The sequence below is a fragment of the Streptomyces sp. NPDC017676 genome, from assembly GCF_044329325.1.
Classification (GTDB): domain Bacteria; phylum Actinomycetota; class Actinomycetes; order Streptomycetales; family Streptomycetaceae; genus Streptomyces.
This window is the reverse complement of sequence record NZ_JBIRJA010000019.1, coordinates 188,026-204,150: the sequence shown is the minus strand read 5'-3', so window position 1 is coordinate 204,150 and position 16,125 is coordinate 188,026. Positions and strand designations below refer to the sequence as shown.

The window sequence follows — 16,125 nt, the reverse complement described above, 5'->3', positions numbered from 1 at the left end:
CACCATGTCACAGCTGACGAGCCGCAGAGGACTGCTCTTCGGGACCGCCGCCGTCTCCGCCGGTGCCTTCCTCGCAGGTTGCACGAGCAATGAGACGAAGGAAGAGAAGACGGCCGCGAACGAGCAGCCGGCCGCCGACGACAAGCCCGGCAAGCACGTCACCATCGGCTTCGCCGGACCGCAGGCCGACCACGGCTGGCTGAACGCCATCAACGACAACGCCAAGAACCGGGCGAAGAAGTACTCCGACGTCACCCTGGAGATCACCGAGGGCTCCAACGACACCGCCCAGCAGATCGGCCAGATCGAGACCCTGATCAACAAGAAGGTCGACGTCCTGGTCGTGCTGCCCGCCGACGGCAAGGCCCTCACCCAGGTCGGCCTCAAGGCGATGCGCGCCGGCATCCCGGTCGTCAACCTGGACCGCATCTTCGACTCGGCGCAGGCCTACCGCTGCTGGATCGGCGGCGACAACTACGGCATGGGCCTCAACGCCGGGCACTACATCGGCGAGAAGCTCAAGGACAAGCCGGACGCCCGGGTCGTCGAACTCGCCGGCCTGGACAACCTGGAGCTGACCAAGCAGCGCACCCAGGGCTTCGACGACGCCTTGAAGAACTACCCGAACATCAAGAAGGTGGCCCGGCAGGCGGCCGAGTTCACCGTCGAGTCCGGCCAGGCCAAGATGGCCCAACTGCTCCAGGCGCAGCGGAAGTTCGACGCCCTGTGGAACCACGACGACGACCAGGGCGTGGGCGCGCTGCGCGCCATCCAGCAGGCCGGGCGGGACGACTTCCTGATGGTCGGCGGCGCGGGCGCCCTCTCCGCGTTCCAGGCCATCAAGCAGGACGACGGCGTGCTCAAGGCGACCGTCCTGTACCCGCCCACCATGGCGGCCTCCGCCATCGACCTGGCCCGCGCCCTGGGCCAGGGCAAGGGCATCGGCGGTCTCGCCGAGTTCGAGATCCCGGCGTCCCTCACCCTCTACTCGGCCGTGGTCGACAAGACCAACGTCGACCGGTACATGCCCACCGGCTTCCGCTGAGCCGGCCCGCCCGCACCCCCCACCGCGCCACGACGAACGCGCCCCGACGACGAGGAGGACGAGCGCATGGAACAGCCGCAGCAGTCAGCCGGCCCCGAGGCCGCACCGGAGACGGCACCCGGGGCCGCACCGGACGCGGCACCCGGAGCCGGGAGACCACCGCTGCGCGTCGGCATGGTCGGTTACGCCTTCATGGGCGCCGCCCACTCCCAGGGCTGGCGTACCGTGGGCCACGTCTTCGAGCTGCCCCGCAGGCCGGTGCTGGCCGTGCTCTGCGGACGGGACGGCGCCGCCGCCCGGGCGGCGGCCGAGCGGCACGGCTGGGCCGCCGTGGAGACCGACTGGCGCGCGCTGATCGCCCGGGACGACATCGACCTCGTGGACATCTGCACCCCCGGTGACAGCCACGCCGAGATCGCCGTCGCCGCGCTCGCCGCCGGCAAGCACGTGCTGTGCGAGAAGCCCCTCGCGAACACCGTCGCCGAGGCGGAGGCCATGACGCGCGCCGCCGAAGAGGCGTACGGGCGCGGGCAGGTGGCGATGGTCGGCTTCAACTACCGCCGGGTGCCCGCGACCGCGCTCGCGCGCCGGATGATCGCCGACGGCCGGCTCGGCACCCTGCGGCACGTCCGGGTCACGTACCTCCAGGACTGGCTGGCCGACCCCGCCTTCCCGCTGACCTGGCGGCTGCGCAGGGAGCACGCCGGTTCCGGTGCGCTCGGGGACCTGGGCGCGCACATCGTGGACCTCGCCCAGTACCTGGCGGGCGAGCCGCTGGCCGGGGTGTCGGCGCTCACGGAGACCTTCGTCCGGGAGCGCCCGCTGCCCGGCGGCCCGAGCCGCGGTCTGGCGGCGGGGTCCGCGACGGGCGCCCCCGGCGTGAGCACCGGCACGGTGACCGTGGACGACGCCGCCGTGTTCACCGGCCGGTTCGCCTCCGGTGCCCTCGCCGCCTTCGAGGCCACCCGGTACGCCACCGGCCGCAAGAACGCCCTGCGCATCGAGCTCAACGGGGAGCGCGGTTCGCTCGCCTTCGACCTGGAGCGGCTGAACGAGCTGTGGTTCCACGACGCCACCGGACCCGGCGCGGAGGCGGGCTTCCGCCGCGTCCTCGTCACCGAGCCCGAGCACCCCTACCTGGACGCCTGGTGGCCGCCGGGCCACGGCCTCGGCTATGAGCACACCTTCGTCCACCAGGCCCGCGACCTGGTCCACGCCATCGCCGCGGGCACCCGCCCCGACCCCTCCTTCGCCGACGGACTCCAGGTGCAGCGCGTCCTGGCCGCGGTGGAGGAGAGCGCCGAGAAGAACTCCGTCTACACGCCCGTCGCGGGCTGAAGGAGGCCGCCCCCATGCCGCGCCCGTTTACGCTGTTCACCGGCCAGTGGGCCGACCTGCCCCTGGAGGAGGTCTGCCGGCTCGCCCGGGACTTCGGCTACGACGGCCTCGAACTCGCCTGCTGGGGCGACCACTTCGAGGTCGACAAGGCCCTCGCCGACCCCGGGTACGTGAAGTCCCGGCACCAGCTCCTCGACTCCTACGGCCTGAAGTGCTGGGCGATCTCCAACCACCTCGTCGGCCAGGCGGTCTGCGACGCCATCATCGACGAGCGGCACCGGGCCATCCTGCCGGACGCGGTCTGGGCCGACGGCGACCCGGAGGGCGTACGGCGGCGCGCAGCCGACCGGATGAAGGACACCGCCCGTGCCGCGGCGGCCTTCGGCGTCGACACCGTCATCGGCTTCACCGGGTCGGCGATCTGGCACCTGGTCGCCATGTTCCCGCCCGCGCCCGAGTCGATGATCGAGCGCGGCTACGAGGACTTCGCCGACCGCTGGAACCCGATCCTCGACGTCTTCGACGCGGAGGGCGTACGGTTCGCGCACGAGGTCCACCCCAGCGAGATCGCCTACGACTACTGGACCACCCACCGCGCCCTGGAGGCGGTCGGCCACCGCCCCGCCTTCGGGCTGAACTTCGACCCCTCCCACTTCGTGTGGCAGGACCTCGACCCGGTCGGCTTCCTGTGGGACTTCCGCGACCGGATCTACCACGTGGACTGCAAGGAGGCCCGCAAGCGGCTCGACGGCCGCAACGGGCGCCTCGGCTCCCACCTGCCCTGGGGGGACCCCCGCCGCGGCTGGGACTTCGTCTCCGCCGGACACGGTGACGTGCCCTGGGAGGACGTCTTCCGGATGCTGCGCTTCATCGACTACGGCGGACCCGTCTCCGTGGAGTGGGAGGACGCCGGCATGGACCGGCTCCAGGGCGCACCCGAGGCGCTGGCCCGCCTGAAGACCTACGACTTCGAGCCGCCGTCGGCCTCGTTCGACGCGGCGTTCTCCAACTGACCGTTCACTCCGGTCGGTTCACCACTCCGGGACGACGGCGCGTCCCGGCGTACCCACCCGCCCCGTACAACCAGCCCCACTCTGGAGGCCTTTCGTGCACGGGAACGACCGCACCACCCGCATCGGAACCCGCAGACCACGCCTGCGCAAGGCGCTCGCCCTGTTCGGCGGCGCCCTCCTCGCGGGCGCCACCCTCACCCTCACCTCTCCCCAGGCCGGCGCAGCCGTCGCCGACCAGGACCCGGCCGCGGCGGCCGAGGACTTCCAGCAGGTCACCCTCGCCAAGGGCGAGGCGGAGACCGGGGAGCCGATGTCGCTCGCCGTCCTCCCGGACCGCTCGGTCCTGCACACCTCCCGCGACGGCGAGCTGCGTCTGACGGACGCGGCCGGCAACACCAAGATCGCCGGCAAGCTCACCGTGTACTCCCACGACGAGGAGGGCCTGCAAGGCGTCGGCGTCGACCCCGGCTTCGCGACGAACCGGTTCATCTACCTCTACTACGCGCCCCCGCTGAACACCCCGGCGGGTGACGCGCCCGAGACCGGCACGGCCGCCGACTTCGCCCCCTTCGACGGCGTCAACCGTCTCTCCCGCTTCGTGCTCAACACCGACGGCACCCTGGACACGGCCAGCGAGAAGAAGATCCTGGACGTGCCCACCACTCGCGGCCTGTGCTGCCACGTCGGCGGTGACATCGACTTCGACGCGGCCGGCAACCTCTACCTGTCGACGGGCGACGACACCAACCCGTTCCAGTCGGACGGCTACACCCCGATCGACGAGCGCGCGGACCGCAACCCCGGCTTCGACGCCCAGCGCACCGCCGGCAACACCAACGACCTGCGCGGCAAGATCCTGCGCATCAAGGTCAACGCCGACGGCTCCTACTCCATCCCCGACGGCAACCTCTTCCCGCCCGGTACGGACAAGACCCGGCCCGAGATCTACGCGATGGGCTTCCGCAACCCGTTCCGGTTCAGCGTCGACAAGGAGACCGGCATCCTCTACGTCGGCGACTACGGCCCCGACGCCGGCGCGGCCGACCCCAAGCGCGGCCCGGCCGGACAGGTCGAGTTCGCCCGGGTGACCAAGCCGGGCAACTTCGGCTGGCCGTACTGCACCGGCGCCAACGACGCCTACGTCGACTACGATTTCGCGACCAAGACCTCCGGCGCCTCCTTCGACTGCTCGGCCCCGAAGAACACCTCCCCGCACAACACCGGCCTGACCGACCTGCCGCCGGCCCAGCCCGCCTGGATCCCGTACAACGGACCCTCCGTGCCCGAGTTCGGCGACGGCTCCGAGTCCCCGATGGGCGGCCCGGTGTACCACTACGACCCCACGCTCGACTCGCCGGTCAAGTTCCCCGAGGCCTACGACGGCGACTTCTTCGCCGGTGAGTTCGGCCGCCGCTGGATCAAGCGCATCAGCAGCGACGCGGACGGCACCGTGCAGTCCATCAACGACGTGCCCTGGACCGGCACCCAGGTGATGGACATGGCGTTCGGGCCCGACGGCGCGCTGTACGTCCTCGACTACGGCGTCTCCTGGTTCGGCGGCGACGAGAACTCGGCGCTGTACCGCATCGAGAACGCCACCGACGGCCACTCGCCCGTCGCCCGGGCCGCGGCGAGCCGCACCTCCGGCCAGGCACCGCTGAAGGTCCAGTTCTCCTCGGCGGGCACGAGCGACCAGGACGGCGACGCGCTCACCTACAGCTGGGACTTCGGCGACGGGACGCGGTCGACCGACGCGAACCCCGCGCACACGTACCGCAAGAACGGCACCTACACGGCGACCGTGACCGCGAAGGACCCCTCGGGCCGCACCGGCGGCGCCAGCGTGCAGATCGTCGTCGGCAACACCGCGCCCACCGTGGTGCTCCAGACCCCGAAGGACGGGCAGCTGTTCAGCTTCGGTGACGCCGTCCCCTTCACGGTGAAGGTCACCGACCCCGAGGACGGCCGCCGGATCGACTGCTCCAAGGTCAAGGTCACCTTCGTCCTCGGCCACGACACCCACGGCCATCCGCTCACCTCCGCCACCGGCTGCTCCGGCACCATCCAGACCAGCGCCGACGGCGGCCACGACGAGGACGCCAACATCTTCGGTGTCCTGAACGCCGAGTACACCGACAACGGCGGCGGTGGCCAGGCCGCGCTCACCTCGCACGACCAGAGCGTGCTGCAGCCCCGCCACCGCCAGGCCGAGCACTTCGGCAACAGCTCCGGCGTCTCGGTGATCGCCAAGGACACGGCGCACGGCGGCAAGACCGTCGGTGACATCGACAACGGCGACTGGATCTCCTTCACGCCGTACGTCCTGGAGAACGCCAAGAAGATCACCGCGCGCGTCTCCTCCGGCGGCGCGGGCGGCACCCTGGAGGTCCGGGCCGGCTCGGCGAGCGGCACCCTGCTCGGCAAGGCGACCGTGCCGGTGACCGGCGGCTGGGAGACCTTCCAGGACGTCCAGGCCGACCTGTCGCGCGCCCCGCGCGGCACCACCACCCTCTACCTGGTGTTCAAGGGCGGCAGCGGAGCCCTGTTCGACGTCGACGACTTCACCTTCACCACCGGCTGAGAGGAGCGGCACATGCGCACAGTGACCGCCGTCGCGACGGCCGCGCTGCTCCTCGGCTGCGCCGCGGCACCGGCCGCGTCGCACGGCACGGACGGCACGGCCGGCACCAAGCGAGTGCTGGTCTTCTCCAAGACGGCCGGCTTCCGGCACGACTCGATCCCCGAGGGCGTCGCCGCGGTACGGCAGCTCGGCGAGAGCGGCGGCTTCACGGTCGACGCCACCGAGGACGCGGGCGCGTTCACCCCGTCCACCCTGCGGCGCTACGACGCCGTGGTGTTCCTGTCGACCACCGGGGACGTCCTCGACGGCGCCCAGCAGGCGGCGTTCGAGGACTACGTCCACCGCGGCGGCGGCTACGTCGGCGTCCACGCGGCGGCCGACACCGAGTACGACTGGGCGTTCTACGGCGGCCTCGTCGGCGCGTACTTCCAGTCGCACCCGGCGATCCAGCCGGCCACCGTGCGGGTCGAGGACCGCGCCCACCCGGCGACCTCGGGGCTGGCGCGGACCTGGAACCGGACCGACGAGTGGTACAACTACCGCTCCAACCCCCGGGACCGGGCCCACGTCCTCGCCTCGCTCGACGAGTCGTCGTACACCGGCGGTACCATGAACGGCGACCATCCGATCGCCTGGTGCCAGGAGTACCAGGGCGGCCGGGCCTTCTACACCGGCGGCGGCCACACCAAGGAGTCGTACGCCGACCCGGAGTTCCGCCGGCACCTGCTGGGCGGGATCCGGTACGCGATCGGCGCCGTCCAGGCCGACTGCCGGCCGGAGAGCGGATACACCAGCCTGTTCGACGGTGACTCGCTGGACGGGTGGCGACAGGCGGGCCCCGGCTCCTTCACCCTGTCCGACGACGGCACGCTCACCTCGTCCGGCGGGATGGGCCTGCTCTGGTACGCCGGCCGGAGCTTCGGGTCGTACTCCCTGAAGCTCGACTGGAAGATGTCCGGCGACGACAACTCGGGCGTGTTCGTGGGCTTCCCGCCCTCGGACGACCCGTGGTCGGCCGTGGACAACGGCTACGAGATCCAGATCGACGCCACCGACGTCCCGGAGAAGACCACCGGGTCCGTCTACGGCTTCCGCTCCGCCGACCTGAAGAAGCGCGACCGTGCGCTGAACCCGCCGGGGGAGTGGAACACGTACGAGATCCGGGTCGAGGGCGAACGCCTCCGCATCTGGCTCAACGGCGTGAAGATCAACGATTTCACCAACACCGATCCGGCCCGGAGCCTCACCGACGGACACATCGGCATCCAGAACCACGGAGCCGGTGACGAGGTGTCCTTCCGCGACATCCGGATCAGGGAACTGCCCGCCAAGGGCCACTGAACGGCGGCGGGCGGGAGACGCCGGACTCCCGCCCGCCGTCACCACCTCCGCACGCCCCAACCCCCCCACGTACGGCGTCATCCCCCACCGCTCCCGGTGTCCGCGCTCGACAAGGAGGCTGCCCATGTCCGCGCCCCCCGCCCGTTCCCCGCGTGTCGGCGTCTGGCTGATCGGGGCCCGCGGCTCCGTCGCCACCAGCGTGGTCGCGGGCTGCGCCGCGCTGGCGGCGGGCCTGCACCGGCCGACGGGCCTGGTCACCGAGGGCCCGGCGTTCGCCGGCAGCGGCCTGCCCGCGTTGTCGTCCCTGGTCTTCGGCGGCCATGACACCACGGACTGCCCGCTGCCCAAGCGCGCCGAGCAACTCGCCGCCGGCGGGGTCCTGCCGCCCGGCCTGCCCACCGCCGTCGCCGCCGAACTGGCCGCCGCGGACCGGGAGATCAGGACCGGCGGACCCCTCCCCGGCGACACCCGCACCGCCGAGGAACTGATCGCCGCCTTCACCGGGGACCTGCGCGGCTTCGTCCGACGGCACGGTCTGGCCCGCGCGGTCGTGGTGAACGTCGCCTCCACGGAACCGGCCGCGACCGGTACGGACCTCCCGCCCAGCTCCCTCTACGCGGCGGCCGCCCTGCGCGCCGGCTGCCCGTACGTCAACTTCACCCCCTCGACCGGGCTGCACCACCCCGCGCTCGCCGGCCCCGCGGCCTCCAGCGGGCTGCCGTACGCCGGCCGCGACGGCAAGACCGGGCAGACGCTGCTGCGTTCCGCCCTCGGACCGATGTTCGCCCAGCGGGCGCTGGACGTACGGGCCTGGTCCGGGACCAATCTCCTCGGCGGCGGGGACGGCGCCGCCCTCGCCGACCCGGCCGCCGCGGCGGCCAAGAACGCCGGCAAGGAGCGCGTCCTCGCCGACACCCTCGGCACGGTCCCCGAGGGCGAGGTCCACATCGACGACGTACCGGCGCTCGGCGACTGGAAGACCGCGTGGGACCACATCGCCTTCGACGGCTTCCTCGGCACCCGCATGGTCCTGCAGACCATCTGGCAGGGCTGCGACTCGGCCCTGGCGGCACCCCTCGTCCTGGACCTGGCCCGGCTGACGGCCCGCGCCCACGAGACCGGCCGCACCGGCCCGCTCACCGCCCTGTCCTTCTACTTCAAGGACCCGATGGGCACCGCCCCGGCGGCCCTGGCCGACCAGTACACCGCGCTCCTGCGCTTCGCCCACGAACTGGGAGACGCCGAGTGAGCACGACACCGAGCGACACCTGCAGCCACGCCCCGCACGAGCCCGGCCGACCCGCACCGAGCACGCCCCACGGCCACACGCCCCACGGACCCGGCGAACCGGCGCCGAGCAGGTCGCGCAGCCGGGTGCCGTACTCCTCCGGTCGCTCGCGGGCCGGCGGTCGGGTGCGGGCGTGGGCCGAACTGCTGCGGCTGCCGGCCCTGTTCACCGTTCCCGGGGACGCGCTCGCGGGAGCGGCGGCCGTGGGCGCCCGGCCGGGTCGCGGAAGCCTGCTCGCCATCGGTGCGTCGGTGTGCCTGTACGAGGCCGGGATGGCGTTGAACGACTGGGCCGACCGCGCCGAGGACGCCGTGGAGCGCCCGCACCGGCCCCTGCCGTCCGGCAGGATCCGGCCCGCCGCCGCCCTCACCGCGGCCTGTGCCCTGACGGCCGCCGGGCTCGCCCTGGCCGCCCGCGCGGGGCGCCCGGCGCTGGCGGTGGCCACCCCGCTCGCGGCCACGGTGTGGTCGTACGACCTCCTGCTCAAGCGGACCCCGGCCGGCCCCGCCGCGATGGCCGCCGCCCGCGCCCTGGACCTGCTGCTCGGCGCCGCCGCCGGTGCCGGGCGCGTCCGGCCGGCCCTGTCGTCGGCGGCCCTGCTCGGCACCCACACGCTCGCGGTCACGGCCGTCTCCCGCCAGGAGACCCGCGGCGGCTCTCCGCTCGCCCCGCTCGCCGCGCTGGCCGCCACCGGTGCCGTGACCCGGCTGCTCCCCGACCGCCCGCTCACCACCGCGCTCGCCCTCGGCTACGCCCGGACCACGGCCCGCCCCTACCTCCACGCGTCCCTCAACCCGTCGCCCTCGCTCACCCAGCGCGCGGTCGGCGCCGGCATCCGCGCCACCATCCCCCTCCAGGCCGCCCTCGCCGCGCGCGCCGGATCCGGTGCGACCGCCCTGATCACAGCGGCCCTCGGCCCACTGGCCGCCCGTGCGGCGAGAAGGGTGAGCGTGACATGAACCTCCCCCGCACCCGCCAGTACGACGACGCCGTCACCACCCCGGCCACGGCGACTCCCGGCCCGCCCACCCGCGCGGTCGCCGACGCCCGCAACCGAACCGACGCCGCCGCCCCAACCCCGGCATCCGCCGGCCCACCAGCCACCCGCTCGACCGGCAACACGCCCACCACCCACGCCCGAGCCCACACCACCGCCCCGGTGACGGCACCCCTCAGCCCACCGGCCGTCCCCTCGACCCGCGACACGCCCGCAGCCGGAACCACCGCCGTCCCCACCGCCACCCCCGGCCCGCTCGGTCAGGAAGGGGCGTGTCGCGTGGAGGCGCCCGTCAGGGAAGGGAGCCCCGCGTGAACCCTCCGCGCTTCGGCTACGGCACCAACGGTCTCGCCGATCTCCGGCTGGACGACGCCCTCGCCCTGCTCGCCGACCTCGGGTACGACGGTGTCGGGCTGACGCTCGACCACATGCACCTCGACCCGCTCGCCCCCGGTCTCGCCGGCCGTACCCGGCGGGTGGCCCGGCGCCTGGCCGGGCTGGGGCTCGACGTGGCCGTGGAGACCGGCGCGCGGTATGTCCTCGATCCGCGGCGCAAACACGGTCCCTCGCTGCTCGACCCCGAACCCGAGGCCCGCGCCCGCCGCGTGGACCTGCTGCTGCGGGCGGTGCGGGTGGCCGCCGACCTCGGTGCCACGGCCGTGCACTGCTTCAGCGGAATCGTTCCGCCGACCGATCCCGGCCCGGCCCCGGCGTGGGACCGGCTCGCCGCCTCCCTCTCCCCCGTCCTCGACGCCGCCGAGTCCGCCGGCGTTCCCGTCGCCGTCGAGCCCGAACCCGGCCACCTCCTCGCGACCCTCGCCGACTTCCACCACCTGCGCCGCCTCCTCGGCGATCCGCCCGCGCTCGGCCTCACCCTCGACATCGGCCACTGCCAGTGCCTGGAGCCGCTGCCGCCCGCCGACTGCGTACGCGCCGCCGCGCCCTGGCTGCGGCACGTGCAGATCGAGGACATGCGGCGGGGCGTGCACGACCACCTCCCGTTCGGCGAGGGCGAGATCGACTTCCCACCCGTCCTCGCGGCGCTCGCGGCCACCGGTTACCGGGGCCTGACGGTCGTGGAGCTGCCCCGCCACTCCCACGCCGGCCCCCACCACGCCGCCACCTCCCTGCCGTTCCTCCGCCGAGCCACCGCCCGTACCCCGGCCGCCGTACCCGGAGGCAGCGGCACCGTGCCCGAAGGGAGTACTCCGTGACCCGTTCGACCGCCGCCGCGGCGCCCTCGCCCGACGCGCTGCGCGAGCATCTCGACGCGCACCTCGACCCGCCCGCGCGCGCCTGGCTGCGAGGAGCACTGGCCGAGGCCGCCGACCACCCGGGCGGGCACGGCCCGATCTCCGCCTGGGAGCTGCGGCTGGCCGAGGCCGGCCGGCGCTGCGGCAGCCGGCACGCCGACGCCGCCCGTGTCCTGATCCTGCACACGGCCCGCGCCGACCTCGCCGCCCTCACCCGCGTCTACCGGCAGGGCACCGCCGCCGAACGCCGGGCCGTGCTGCTCGCCCTTCCCCACCTCGTCCCCGGCCCCGACGCGGTCCCCCTCGTCGAGGACGCCCTGCGCACGAACGACACCCGGCTGCTCGCCGCCGCCGTGGGCCCCTACGCCGCCCGGCACCTCGACGCCCACGGCTGGCGGCAGGCCGTACTGAAGTGCCTGTTCACCGGCGTCCCCGTCGAAGCGGTGGCCGGTCTCGCCGAGCGGGCCCGCGACGACGCCGAACTCGCCCGGATGCTCACCGACTTCGCGGCCGAGCGCACCGCCGCCGGCCGCCCCGTCCCCGACGGCCTGTACCGCGTGCTCGCCCTCGCCCGCGCGGAGTCCGGCAAGGAGGCCTCCTGATGCGTCTGTTCGACCCGCACATCCACATGACGTCCCGGACCACCGACGACTACGAGGCCATGCGCGACGCGGGCGTCCGCGCGGTGGTCGAGCCGTCGTTCTGGCTGGGCCAGCCCCGCACCTCCCCCGCCTCGTTCCTGGACTACTTCGACTCGCTGCTGGGCTGGGAGCCGTTCCGGGCCGCCCAGTACGGCATCGCCCACCACTGCACGCTCGCCCTGAACCCGAAGGAGGCCAACGACCCGCGCTGCGCCCCCGTCCTGGACGAGCTGCCGCGCTACCTGGTCAAGGACCAGGTCGTGGCGGTGGGCGAGATCGGGTACGACGCGATGACCCCGGCCGAGGACAAGGCCCTCGCCGCCCAGCTCCAGCTCGCCGCGGACCACGGCCTGCCCGCTCTGGTGCACACCCCGCACCGCGACAAGCTCGCCGGTCTGCGCCGCACGCTCGACGTCGTCCGCGACTCCGCGCTGCCCGCCGACCGGGTCCTGGTCGACCACCTCAACGAGACGACCGTGCGGGACGCCAAGGACAGCGGCTGCTGGCTCGGTTTCTCCGTCTACCCCGACACCAAGATGGACGAGCGCCGGATGGTGGCCATCCTGCGCGCCTACGGCCCCGAGAAGGTGCTGGTGAACTCGGCCGCCGACTGGGGCCGCAGCGACCCGCTGAAGACCCGCCGGGTGGCCGACCTGATGCTGGCCGAGGGCTTCACCGAGGACGACGTCGACCGGGTGCTGTGGCGCAACCCGGTCGCGTTCTACGGCATGAGCGGCCGGCTGGAGCTGGAGTTCGTCCCACCCGAGGCCACCCACGAGGGCAACTCCCTGCTGCGCGGCGGGGAGTGAGCGATGCGCTTCCGCCACCCGGACGGTACGACCGTCCACCTCGCCTACTGCACCAACGTCCACCCCGCCGAGACCCTCGACGGTGTCCTCGCCCAGCTGCGCGACCACTGCGAGCCCGTCCGGCGCCGGCTCGGCCGCGACCGGCTCGGCATCGGTCTGTGGCTCGCCCATGACGCGGCCCGCGCGGTGGACACCGACCCGGCCGCGCTGCGCGCCCTGCGGCGGGAACTCGACCGGCGCGGTCTGGAGGTCGTCACCCTCAACGGGTTCCCGTACGAGGGCTTCGGCGCGGACGAGGTCAAGTACCGGGTGTACAAGCCCGACTGGGCGGACCGGGAGCGCCTGGAGTACACCACGGCGCTCGCCCGGATCCTGGCCGCGCTGCTGCCCGACGACGTCACCGAGGGCAGCGTCTCCACCCTGCCGCTCGGCTGGCGCACCACCTGGACCGCCGACCGAGCCGAAGCGGGCCGGGCGGCACTGCGCACCCTCGGGCAGCGCCTGGACTCGCTGGCGGAGCTGACCGGCCGCTCGGTCCGCGTCGGCCTGGAACCGGAGCCCGGCTGCATCGTGGAGACCACGGCGGACGCCCTGGCACCGCTCGGTTCCGTCGGCCATCCCCGCGTCGGCGTCTGCGTCGACACCTGCCATCTCGCGACCTCGTTCGAGGACCCGACGACCGCCCTGGACGCCCTGGCCGCGTCCCCGGTGCCGGTGGTGAAGGCGCAGCTGTCGGCCGCGCTGCACGCCGATCACCCCGGCCGGCCCGAGGTGCGTACCGCCCTCGCCGGCTTCGCGGAGCCGCGCTTCCTGCACCAGACCCGCGCGCTCACCCACACCGGAGTGCGCGGCACCGACGACCTGCCCGAGGCCCTGGCCGGCGGCCCGCTGCCGGCGGACGCACCCTGGCGCGCCCACTTCCACGTCCCGCTGCACGCGTCCCCCACCGCACCGCTGACCAGCACGCTGCCCGTGCTCCGCACGGCCCTCGCCCGGCTCGTCGGCGGGCCGCGCCCGCTCACCCGGCACCTGGAGGTCGAGACGTACACCTGGCAGGCGCTCCCGCCCGGCCTGCGCCCGCGCGGCCGGGACCGGCTCGCCGACGGCATCGCCGCGGAACTCGCCCTCGCCCGAGACCTGTTGACCGACCTGGGCCTGAAGGAGCTGCCATGACCGAGCGGACCCCCACCCCGCTGCTCGTCCTCGACGTGGTCGGTCTCACCCCCCGTCTCCTCGCCCACATGCCCCACCTGGAGGCCCTCGCCGCCGCGGGCTCCCGGGCGCACCTCGGCACCGTGCTGCCCGCGGTCACCTGTGCCGCCCAGTCCACCTTCCTCACCGGCACGCTCCCCGCCGAGCACGGCATCGTCGGCAACGGCTGGTACTTCCGGGAGCTCGGCGAGGTCCTGCTGTGGCGCCAGCACAACGGCCTGGTCGCCGGGGACAAGCTGTGGGACGCCGCCCGCCGCGCCCACCCCGGCTACACGGTCGCCAACATCTGCTGGTGGTACGCCATGGGCGCCGACACCGACATCACCGTCACCCCGCGCCCCGTCTACTACGCCGACGGCCGCAAGGAACCCGACTGCTACACCCGGCCGGCCGCCCTGCACGACGAACTCACCGACAGGTTCGGCACGTTCCCGCTGTTCCGCTTCTGGGGTCCGGGCGCGGACCTGGTCTCCAGCCAGTGGATCATCGACGCCACCCGGCACGTCCTGCGCACCCGCCGACCCGACCTGACACTCTGTTACCTGCCGCACCTCGACTACGACCTGCAGCGCCACGGCCCGGACGACCCGCGCTCCCTGAAGGCCGCCGCCGACCTCGACGCGGCCCTGGCCCCGCTGCTGGACGACGCCCGCGCGGAGGGCCGTACCGTGGTGGTGCTGTCCGAGTACGGCATCACCCCGGTGAGCCGGCCCGTCGACATCAACCGCGCCCTGCGCCGCGCCGGCCTGCTGGAGGTCCACACCCAGGACGGCATGGAGTATCTGGATCCGATGGCGTCCCGCGCCTTCGCGGTGGCCGACCACCAGATCGCCCATGTGTACGTCCACCGCCCCGAGGACCTGGCGGCCACCCGCGCCGCCCTCGACGGCCTGCCCGGGATCGAGCGACTCCTGGACGACCAGGGCAAGAAGGCCCACGACCTGGACCATCCGCGCTCCGGCGAGCTCGTCGCCGTCGCGGAGCCGGACGCCTGGTTCACGTACTACTACTGGCTGGACGACGCCCGCGCCCCCGACTTCGCGCGCCTCGTGGAGATCCACCGCAAGCCCGGCTACGACCCGGTCGAGCTGTTCATGGACCCCGAGGACCCCTATGTGAAGGTCAGGGCGGCGACGGCGCTGGCCCGCAAGAAGCTCGGGCTGCGCTACCGCATGGCGGTCGTCCCCCTCGACCCCTCACCCATCCGGGGCAGCCACGGCCGCCTCCCCGCGAGCGACGACGACGGTCCGCTCCTGTTGTGCTCCACCCCCCGCGCCGTCGGCGACCGCATCGCGGCCACCGACGTGAAACCGCTCCTGCTGCACCTCGCCGGTCTCAGCACCGACGACCCGTCCAGAGAGAGGCACCCGTGAACATCAGCCAGCACACCGACGAAGACCTGCGCCGCAGCCTCGGCATCGGCCGCCGCCGCTTCCTGAGCACCTGCACCGCCGTCGCGGCCGGCGCCGTCGCCGCACCCGTCCTCGGTGCCGCCCCCGTCCAGGCGGCCCCCCAGGCCGCTCCCCGGGCCGCGGCCGGCGGCGAGGGCCATGCCCTGGTGCCCGCGGACAAGCGTGGCATCATCCTCTACACCGTTCGTGACGCCATCGGCCGGGACCCGCTGTCCACCTCGCTGCCGTCCGGTTTCCGCGCCGTGTTCGAGCAGCTCGCCCGCTTCGGCTACCGTCAGGTCGAGTTCGCCGGTTACGGCCAGCACGCGAACGCGCCCGGCGGGGCGAGCCTGGAGTCCGTTCAGGGCGCGAGGCTGCTGCGCCGCTGGCTGGACGACAACGGCCTGCGCGCCCAGGGCAACCACGGCTTCATCCCTGGTTCCTGGCCGCTGACCAGCGGCGATCTGGACACCTTCAAGAAGCACCTGGAGATCGCGAACATCCTCGGCATGGCGCACATGGGCACCGGCGCCGATCCCACCAACAGCCGGTACAAGGCGGACTGGGACATGGCCGCCGACAAGTGGAACGCCCTCGGGGAGATCGCCCGCCGCGCCGGCCTGAAGCTGTACACCCACAACCACGACGCGGCCTACGACTTCCTGCTGGACGGCGGCCCGCTGGACGCCCAGGGCAGGCCGACCCGCAGCTCCGGCATCCGCAAGCTGGAGTACTTCCTGTCCGTCACCGACCCGAAGCTGGTCTGGCTGGAGATGGACGTCTTCTGGGCGCACGTCGCCCAGTACAAGTTCCGCACCTACACCGCCCACGACGGCTCCACGCGCACGGACGTCTTCGACCCGGCGGGCCTGGTCACCTGCCACGACAAGCGGTACCCGCTCTTCCACGCCAAGGACGGCGTCGTGAACACCACGAACGGCATGGGGTACGACATGGTCCCGTTCGGCACCGGGGTCATCGACTACACGACGTTCTTCTCCCGCGTGGGCCACCGCAATTACCACAACCCGATGGTCGAGCAGGACAACGCCCCGAGCGCGGCCAACCCGGCCCAGTCCCTGGAGCACGCGGCCATCGGCTACCGCAACCTGGCGGCACTGCGCCGCTGACGCCCGTCCTCCCGCACCGGCCGGGGCCCGCCGCGGTGCCCCGGCCGGCGCCGCCGGCGGCCGGCTAGGGTCTTTCGTTCGGATCA

Annotated in this window: 14 protein-coding genes; all 14 read left to right on the top strand. The window is 73.5% G+C overall.

What is annotated here, in order from left to right; translation table 11 throughout:
- The first annotated feature begins 4 nt into the window (after nucleotides 1-4).
- Nucleotides 5-1,045, top strand: a complete 1,041-nt coding sequence (locus tag ACH4LD_RS34575) for a substrate-binding domain-containing protein (protein ID WP_398058076.1) — start codon at nucleotides 5-7, stop codon at nucleotides 1,043-1,045.
- A gap of 66 nt (nucleotides 1,046-1,111) precedes the next feature.
- The gene (locus tag ACH4LD_RS34570) at nucleotides 1,112-2,383 is read left to right on the top strand and encodes a Gfo/Idh/MocA family protein (protein WP_398058075.1); all 1,272 of its coding nucleotides are present in this window, start codon (nucleotides 1,112-1,114) and stop codon (nucleotides 2,381-2,383) included.
- Between the two features lie 14 nt (nucleotides 2,384-2,397).
- Nucleotides 2,398-3,396 (top strand): sugar phosphate isomerase/epimerase family protein, encoded by a 999-nt coding sequence (locus ACH4LD_RS34565; protein WP_132787735.1) that lies wholly within the window; start codon nucleotides 2,398-2,400, stop codon nucleotides 3,394-3,396.
- A gap of 94 nt (nucleotides 3,397-3,490) precedes the next feature.
- Nucleotides 3,491-5,977 carry a PQQ-dependent sugar dehydrogenase gene (locus ACH4LD_RS34560; RefSeq protein WP_398058074.1) on the top strand — a complete coding sequence of 829 codons (2,487 nt, stop codon included), beginning with the start codon at nucleotides 3,491-3,493 and terminating at the stop codon, nucleotides 5,975-5,977.
- Nucleotides 5,978-5,989: 12 nt separating this feature from the next.
- Nucleotides 5,990-7,318, top strand: a complete 1,329-nt coding sequence (locus ACH4LD_RS34555; RefSeq protein ID WP_398058073.1) for a ThuA domain-containing protein — start codon at nucleotides 5,990-5,992, stop codon at nucleotides 7,316-7,318.
- Between the two features lie 124 nt (nucleotides 7,319-7,442).
- A complete protein-coding gene (locus ACH4LD_RS34550) occupies nucleotides 7,443-8,567 on the top strand; it encodes an inositol-3-phosphate synthase (protein ID WP_398058072.1) in 1,125 nt (374 codons plus the stop codon).
- A gap of 125 nt (nucleotides 8,568-8,692) precedes the next feature.
- Nucleotides 8,693-9,565, top strand: coding sequence for an SCO3242 family prenyltransferase (locus ACH4LD_RS34545; RefSeq protein ID WP_398058092.1), 873 nt, complete (start codon nucleotides 8,693-8,695; stop codon nucleotides 9,563-9,565).
- Nucleotides 9,562-9,918 carry a hypothetical protein gene (locus ACH4LD_RS34540; protein WP_398058071.1) on the top strand — a complete coding sequence of 119 codons (357 nt, stop codon included), beginning with the start codon at nucleotides 9,562-9,564 and terminating at the stop codon, nucleotides 9,916-9,918. The genes ACH4LD_RS34545 and ACH4LD_RS34540 overlap by 4 nt, the downstream gene beginning before the upstream one ends.
- A complete protein-coding gene (locus tag ACH4LD_RS34535; RefSeq protein ID WP_398058070.1) occupies nucleotides 9,915-10,817 on the top strand; it encodes a sugar phosphate isomerase/epimerase family protein in 903 nt (300 codons plus the stop codon). The genes ACH4LD_RS34540 and ACH4LD_RS34535 overlap by 4 nt, the downstream gene beginning before the upstream one ends.
- Nucleotides 10,814-11,458, top strand: coding sequence for an EboA domain-containing protein (locus ACH4LD_RS34530; RefSeq protein WP_398058069.1), 645 nt, complete (start codon nucleotides 10,814-10,816; stop codon nucleotides 11,456-11,458). The genes ACH4LD_RS34535 and ACH4LD_RS34530 overlap by 4 nt, the downstream gene beginning before the upstream one ends.
- Nucleotides 11,458-12,306 carry a TatD family hydrolase gene (locus tag ACH4LD_RS34525; protein ID WP_398058068.1) on the top strand — a complete coding sequence of 283 codons (849 nt, stop codon included), beginning with the start codon at nucleotides 11,458-11,460 and terminating at the stop codon, nucleotides 12,304-12,306. The genes ACH4LD_RS34530 and ACH4LD_RS34525 overlap by 1 nt, the downstream gene beginning before the upstream one ends.
- Before the next feature lie 3 nt (nucleotides 12,307-12,309).
- On the top strand, nucleotides 12,310-13,479 hold the full coding sequence (gene eboE / locus ACH4LD_RS34520; protein ID WP_398058067.1) for a metabolite traffic protein EboE: 1,170 nt from the start codon (nucleotides 12,310-12,312) through the stop codon (nucleotides 13,477-13,479).
- Nucleotides 13,476-14,891: a nucleotide pyrophosphatase/phosphodiesterase family protein gene (locus ACH4LD_RS34515; RefSeq protein ID WP_398058066.1), complete on the top strand. Its 1,416-nt coding sequence runs from the start codon at nucleotides 13,476-13,478 to the stop codon at nucleotides 14,889-14,891. The genes eboE and ACH4LD_RS34515 overlap by 4 nt, the downstream gene beginning before the upstream one ends.
- On the top strand, nucleotides 14,888-16,039 hold the full coding sequence (locus ACH4LD_RS34510) for a sugar phosphate isomerase/epimerase family protein (RefSeq protein ID WP_398058065.1): 1,152 nt from the start codon (nucleotides 14,888-14,890) through the stop codon (nucleotides 16,037-16,039). The genes ACH4LD_RS34515 and ACH4LD_RS34510 overlap by 4 nt, the downstream gene beginning before the upstream one ends.
- The last annotated feature ends 86 nt before the right edge of the window (nucleotides 16,040-16,125 follow it).